This window comes from Pseudoalteromonas sp. AWM4_233, assembly GCF_056158285.1.
Map to the genome: position 1 here is coordinate 1 of NZ_JBSWSZ010000011.1, position 6993 is coordinate 6993.

A 6993-nucleotide genomic window follows, 5' to 3' on the forward strand; every position below is an offset into this window, starting at 1 on the left:
AACGTATTGCTAAGGTTAACGACGGTTAGATTCACCTCTTACACAGCACCTACATCTCAAAAGACCATGGTTATATTTTTGAAGTACCCGCAGAGGCGAATGGGTTGGTAGAGCCTAAACCATTAGTCGCTATGGGTCGTTTCAACCATGAAGCAGCAGCTGTCGACCCAAGAACCGGCATTATTTACCTGACAGAAGATAGAGGCGATAGTCTACTTTATCGCTTTATTCCAAAAGTAAAAGGCCAGTTAAGTGAAGGGGGAGCATTACAAGCCCTTGTCGTTAAACAAAAGCCACAGTTTGATACTCGAAACTGGGCTGAAAACAGCATGGCATTGGGTGACTGGCTAGAGGTTGAATGGATCACCCTATCAAACCCTGAAAGTCCCAACGATGATTTACGCGCGCAAGGCTATGAAGCGGGCGCAGCGCTGTTTGCACGTGGTGAAGGCATTCATTTTGGTACTAATGAATTGTATTTCTGCTGTACCAATGGGGGGCAAAAACAGTTTGGCCAAGTAATGCGATACCAGCCATCAGCCTTTGAAGGCACAGCGCAAGAATCTCAGCATCCAGGCTTATTACAGCTATTTGTTGAGGTGCTGTGTAAGAGGTGAATCTAACCGTCGTTAACCTTAGCAATACGTAACTGAACGAAGTAAAGTAAAAACATTACGTATTGCTAAGGTTAATCCATTCCCTCCGATAGATGAAACCAGCACCTCAGCAACGGCGATAGAAGCTTTAATAAGGTTTTTAGTGGTCTCGGTATCTTTATTATTTTTATTCATCTGTGGCTCCTCAGCTTATAACTGAAGTATTAAACCTTGTTTGGCGTGGTGTTTGTCGCTATTTGCGCAACATGAAATTGCTACCGCAGCAAAACGACTTTTCTATGATGATAGTTTATCGGCATTTTGGAGGAAATATGAAGCAATACCAGCTTGCATAGATAATTAACCAAAACCTTAAGCCTAGCGCGTTTTCAAGTATCGATGATTGGAGTAAGACTCTTGGCTAAACGTCTTTCTGCAAAATAGTAATTCCCCAGAAATCACTGTCTTTTTGCTTTAGCTTCCACCCGCTTTTCATTAGCGCCTCTCGCGTATAGTAGTTCGTCATCCCATGCCCAAAAAGAACCACTCTAGGGTGTTTTTCGCTAAGTTTATTAATATGTATTGAAAGTTTTTCAACCCGTTTTTTAGCAAATTTGAAACTTTCAAAGCGGCCTTTCGTTCCCATAAACCAAAGCGCACGGCTTAGCAAAACCCAGTGCCAACTGCGCAATGTGAAAGGTAGCTTGTAGTAAGGTATATCCATTTCTCTCAATTCCGGTAGCTCTTCATCAATTGAAGTTGCCCGCATATTGAGCTGCTGTTAACTTTGCTCTTAAAAGCGGGCTGACGGCAATGTGGCTACCAGGTTATATCTATTTTTTGTTTAGGTTGGCTGGCTGGGTCTAGGGGGGATTTATTATAGTTACGCACCCAGCTTGCATAATCCGCAGCATTCACTTTCTCATTGTGGACTGAAAGTGGCTTTCCATGGCGAATGAAAATAACTTCTCTCACTGTGCTTTCTTTTATGACATCCGTGTTCATATTGAGTCCGGCTAATTGAAGCTTGCGACCTTGCTAATGTAAAAAGTTATAAAAAACGGTATCAAATTGATAAGACCGGATATATACGAGAATATAGGGCGTCCTATTAGACGAAACGCCCTTTATATCTATTTAATGAAGCTACGCACTTGCCAATACTGGGTCAATAGCTTGTTGCTCGCTATCAAGTGAATGAGCTTTTTGCTCAATGTATTGCGATAGCGCCTCTTGTTGCGCTTTGTTTAAACGCAATCCATGCTTAGTTCTGCGCCAAATAACATCTTCCAGGGTACATGCCCACTCACTCTCAATTAAATAGTCTACTTCTGCGCGATACATGCCTGCGCCAAAGTCTTCTCCCATCTCAGCAATTGTCAATTTTCCTTTTAAAAATTTGTAGCTTAAAAGGCCATATTGACGGGCATAACGTTGAGCAATATCTTTGTTCAACCACGGGTACTCACCAATTAACTTATTTACAAGCTCGTCTTGGCTTTCGAATGCGCCACCTGGTAAAGGAACATCTTTAGTCCATGCTTTCTTGGCTTTAGGGAAACATGTAGTCAGTTTGTCTACCGCATGCTCAGCTAATTTTCTGTAGGTCGTTATTTTCCCGCCAAAAATATTGAGCAGCACTGGCTTTCCTGTTTCACCTTTCAGCTCAAGTTTGTAGTCTCGCGTTAACTCTTGAGCAGAAGCATTCTTTTCTTCCAGGATTGAGGGTCTTACGCCACTGTAAGAGTGAACGATATCGCTTAGGGTGATTTTTGATTTAAAGTATGTGTTTACCACGTCAATTAAGTATTCGGTTTCTTCATCCGATATAGCAGCATCTGATGGATTACCTTTGAAATCTTCATCAGTAGTACCTACCAGCGAGAAATCTCCTTCATACGGAATAACAAAAACAATACGCCCGTCTTTGTTTTGCAGTATGTATGCTTCATCAGTATCGTAAAGTTTAGGCACAATGAAGTGGCTTCCTTTTACCATACGCATAGCATTTGGGTTGTTAACATTTACTAAACGATCTGAAGAAGGATACCGCCCAAGGGCCTGCAGCATTGACAATAGACTTCGCTTTTACTGTAAACGTTTTCCCTTTTGCTGTTTTAAGCTCAACACTCCACAGGTTGTCTAGCTTTTCAGCTTTCACACATTCAGTGCGGGTATAAATTTGTGCGCCTTGAGTCTTGTGCGGCTAATGCGTTCAATACCACTAAGCGTGCATCGTCTACCCACCCGTCAGAATATTCAAAACAGGTTGTAATACCGCTAACTAAAGGGCTTTCGCTGGTTGTGGACAGCTTACGTGAGCGAGGTAGCATGTTGCGTTTCGCCAGTGAATCGTAAAGGAACAAACCAATTCGAATCATCCACGCTGGGCGTAAATGCTTTTGATGCGGTAAACGAAAGCGCAAAGGCCACATGATATGAGGGGCTTTTTGAAGCAATACTTCCCGTTCCGCCAATGCTTCTTTTACTAAACGGAACTCGTAATGTTCTAAATATCTAAGGCCGCCGTGAATGAGCTTGCTACTTGATGAAGATGTAGCGCCAGCAAGGTCACCTTTTTCACATAATGCTACTGAAAGCCCACGTCCTGCAGCGTCTAGCGCCACGCCAACACCGTTAACGCCGCCGCCAACAACTAAAACGTCGACTGTTTTTTCAGATTCATTGCTGTGACTCATAGTTTGCCCCTGCTCATATTCACATTTGCTTTATCTAATGGTTGGCTATTTGACAACCAAAAAGAAAACATGTCAACACAAAACGAACATTATCGAACATTAAAGAAAGTTAAATGAACCCATTTATGCGTTAACTTGCTGGTAAATAATGCAAAGGAAGAATAAAGGGTTTAGCTAATCTATATACGCTGAGTCGCATATTTGTAAATACAACTAGACGAGTAAATCAATACAAAACCATGTGCAAGGGGCACTTGGCAACACACACATTATCGAGTGATAAGGCTAGTCTAGAATTATGACAGATCTGTGATTATGACGATAAGTCAGTAATACAACTAATGGTTATGCTTTTACAAAAGTAATGTTATTTTCTTTTATAATTTTGCCTATGCTTGGCGGTGGTGTTTTGTCGCAAACTAAACAGTCGACTTGTGATATATGGCCCTGTTCAACCATTGCGCGGCGTTCAAATTTACTGTAGTCGGCTGCAAGGATAACGTGTTGAGTATGTTCTAAAATAGCTTGTGAAACTTTCACTTCTCTGAAGTCAAAGTCTAATAGCGCGCCATCTGAACTTATGCCACTTATACCAATGATGCCGTAGTCCATTCGAAACTGACTAATAAAGTCACAGGTTGCTTCACCAATAATACCACCGTCGCGATACCGTACTTCACCTGCGGCAATAATCACCGAGAAGTCTTCTTTAGCAGATAGGATTGTCGCTACATGAATGTTGTTTGTTACTACATGTAGATTTTTATGATTTAGTAGCTTAGTAGCAATAAGTTCAGTCGTAGTACCAATATTGATAAACAAAGACGCACCATCGGGAATCATGGCCGCTACAGCTTCAGCTATTTTTTCTTTTACTTCACTGTTTTGCGTTTTACGCTCTTGATAAGGCGTGTTTTCCCAGCTTCTGTTTAATCCAGCGCCACCGTGATAGCGACTGACCACGCCATTCTCAGCAAGCTGATTTAAATCTCTTCGAATGGTTTGTGGCGTCACTTCACAAGCATTAACCAAATCATCAATAGACATAAAACCATGTTGCTTTATTAGCCCAACAATTTTTTCGTGTCTTTGCGTTTGGTTCATCACACATCCTCATAAATAAAAACGACAATAATTATACGTGCTTAATAACAAAGTTCACGCGATAAAACGAAAATCAGATGTTCGTTTTCGAAAATATGGCATTGTTAAACACCTGTAAATGATGCAAACTCTATGAAAATTATCTTCAGGAGTGACCTTATGGGACAACATATTCTTGCCATTGATCAAGGCACAACAAGCTCTCGCAGCATTATTTTCTCTGCCAAAGGCAGTATAGAGGCCATCGCTCAACAGGAGTTTTCTCAAAAGTACCCTAAAGATGGCTGGGTTGAACACGACCCGGAAGAAATTTGGGAAAGCGTTGTCGCTACCCTGAAGGAAGTTTTTAACAAATGTAATGTAACCCCGTCTGACGTCGCCGCTATTGGTATCACAAATCAGCGCGAAACCACGCTAGTTTGGGATAAACAATCAGGAAAGCCTGTTTACCCTGCAATCGTTTGGCAAGACAGACGTACAGCGCAATATTGCCGAGATTTTAGCGAAGACGAAGAATTTGTATCGTATATAACAGAGTCGACAGGGCTTTTACTTGACCCTTACTTCTCAGCAACGAAAGTCGCATGGATACTAGATAACGTCGAAGGCGCCCGAGAGAAGGCAGAAAGCGGCAAGCTTCTGTTTGGTACCGTGGATACGTATTTGATTTGGCGCTTAACGGGCGGTGAATCACATAAAACTGATGCCACCAATGCTTCAGAACCATGTTGTTCGATATTCATAACCAGTGTTGGGATGAAAAGCTTCTTGATAAATTTAACATTCCAGCTTCAATGCTGCCTGAAGTTATGGACTGTGCCGCAGATTTCGGGGTAATTAAAGAAGACATCATCGGAAAAGCTATTCCTATTCAGGGTGTAGCAGGCGATCAGCAAGCAGCACTTGTGGGCCAAGCGTGTTTTGAAAAAGGCATGGCAAAGAGTACGTACGGAACCGGATGCTTTATGATCCTTAACACCGGCGACGCCCCTCTTCAATCAAAAAACCGCTTACTTACTACTGTAGGTTACCGACTAAATGGCAAAACCACCTATGCGTTAGAAGGCAGCATATTTATGGCTGGCGCTACTGTGCAATGGCTCCGTGATGGCCTAAAGCTTATTGACGACGCGGCAGAATCTGAAGCTTTAGCACAGCGCGCTAGAGAAGATAACGGTGTATTTTTAGTTCCCGCGTTTACCGGGTTAGGCGCGCCTTATTGGGACCCTGATGCTAGAGGCGCAATTTTAGGCCTTACTCGTGATACAGGAATAAGCGAAATTGTGGCAGCAGGCCTGCAATCGGTTTGCTACCAAACCAAGGACCTTCAAAAGGCAATGGAGAGCGACGGAGCTCGCCCTACGAATATACGTGTAGACGGCGGTATGTCGCGTAACGACTGGGTTATGGGCTTTTTGTCAGATATCTTGGGTGCTGAAGTAGAGCGACCTGAAATCACCGAAACAACTGCGTTAGGCGCAGCTTTCCTTGCCGGGTTACAAGCAGGTGTGTTTAACAGTATTGATGATTTAACCCAGTGCTGGAAGAGTGATAGCGTTTTCACCCCAAGACTATCGAAGCAGGAACGTGATCAAGCCTATGACGGTTGGAAAGCTGCTGTAGACCGTATCCGCTGTAGTTAATTTCTCCTTATTTTTCTTATTGTTAATAAAGTGCGGTTATATACCGCACTTTTTTTATACAAAAAAATTTTTATAACATTGTAATTACATTAGGTGCTGAGTGGAAGTGTTGGGATGCTTGTATTAACCTTAGCATACGCAACCGAACGAAGTAATATTTTTTTTTACCGTGAGGTTCGCTGCCTGAGCAATCAGGCAAGGGCTGGTGATTATTTAATCACCGGCCCTTTTGCGCTCTAGTATGATCATATTTACTAGACGTAAAAAACTCTAAATTTCACTTTTATTTCAATAACTTAAGTTTTTGCTAATAGCAGTGGCATTTAGTGCAACAATGAGATGTTGTTATCATGGCTTAGATGCCAGTAATGCTGTTCTTACAAGAACAGGTTGGGTCAAAGATCAGCAAGCTGAGGAACCCCATGGCTTACTCTTATTCTGAAAAGAAACGTATCCGTAAGGATTTTGGTAAACGTCCACAAGTTTTGGATATACCTTTCTTACTGTCTACACAGTTAGAATCGTTCAAAAAATTCTTGAATCCTGACGCTGTAGGCGACTATGGACTGGAAGCTGCATTCCGCTCTGTTTTCCCTATTAAAAGCTACTCGGGTAATTCTGAGCTCCAATACGTAAGTTACCGTATTGGCGAGCCAGTATTCGATGTAAAAGAATGTCAAATTCGCGGCGTGACTTATTCTGCTCCACTTCGCGTGAAATTACGTCTTGTGCTAATGGATAAAGAAGCACCAGGCACAGTTAAAGACATTAAAGAGCAAGAAGTTTACATGGGCGAAATCCCGCTCATGACCGATACCGGTACTTTTGTAATCAATGGTACAGAGCGTGTTATCGTTTCTCAGCTACACCGTTCTCCTGGTGTATTCTTTGATAACGACCGTGGTAAGTCAAGGTGCTGTGTAAGAGGTGAATCTAACCGTCGTTAACCTT

4 protein-coding genes and 4 pseudogenes are annotated in these 6993 nt (G+C 42.3%); 3 read left to right on the forward strand and 5 right to left on the reverse strand.

The features are described from left to right. Positions 1-53: 53 nt before the first annotated feature. Positions 54-599, forward strand: a pseudogene (locus tag ACXAC4_RS18140) (alkaline phosphatase PhoX); the annotation flags it as partial. A 36-nt stretch (positions 600-635) separates the two neighbouring features. Here ACXAC4_RS18140 and ACXAC4_RS18145 read toward each other — a convergent pair. The 5 genes and pseudogenes from ACXAC4_RS18145 to ACXAC4_RS18165 all read right to left on the reverse strand — a co-directional run bounded on the left by ACXAC4_RS18145 (position 636) and on the right by ACXAC4_RS18165 (position 4399). Beyond that, positions 636-791, reverse strand: a complete 156-nt coding sequence (locus ACXAC4_RS18145) for a hypothetical protein (RefSeq protein ID WP_475164347.1) — start codon at positions 789-791, stop codon at positions 636-638. A gap of 226 nt (positions 792-1017) precedes the next feature. Next, complete coding sequence (locus ACXAC4_RS18150) at positions 1018-1365, reverse strand: hypothetical protein (protein ID WP_475164348.1); 348 nt, start codon at positions 1363-1365, stop codon at positions 1018-1020. Positions 1366-1415: 50 nt separating this feature from the next. Then, on the reverse strand, positions 1416-1601 hold the full coding sequence (locus ACXAC4_RS18155) for a hypothetical protein (RefSeq protein ID WP_475164349.1): 186 nt from the start codon (positions 1599-1601) through the stop codon (positions 1416-1418). Positions 1602-1742: 141 nt separating this feature from the next. Continuing rightward, positions 1743-3295: pseudogene (gene glpD / locus ACXAC4_RS18160) on the reverse strand (glycerol-3-phosphate dehydrogenase). A gap of 345 nt (positions 3296-3640) precedes the next feature. Further along, on the reverse strand, positions 3641-4399 hold the full coding sequence (locus tag ACXAC4_RS18165) for a DeoR/GlpR family transcriptional regulator (RefSeq protein ID WP_474802760.1): 759 nt from the start codon (positions 4397-4399) through the stop codon (positions 3641-3643). A gap of 159 nt (positions 4400-4558) precedes the next feature. Here ACXAC4_RS18165 and glpK point away from each other — a divergent pair. Together glpK and rpoB are read left to right on the forward strand one after the other, a co-directional pair. Continuing rightward, positions 4559-6042 (forward strand): annotated as a pseudogene (gene glpK / locus ACXAC4_RS18170) (glycerol kinase GlpK). A 422-nt stretch (positions 6043-6464) separates the two neighbouring features. Then, positions 6465-6953, forward strand: a pseudogene (gene rpoB / locus ACXAC4_RS18175) (DNA-directed RNA polymerase subunit beta); the annotation flags it as partial. Positions 6954-6993: the final 40 nt, after the last annotated feature.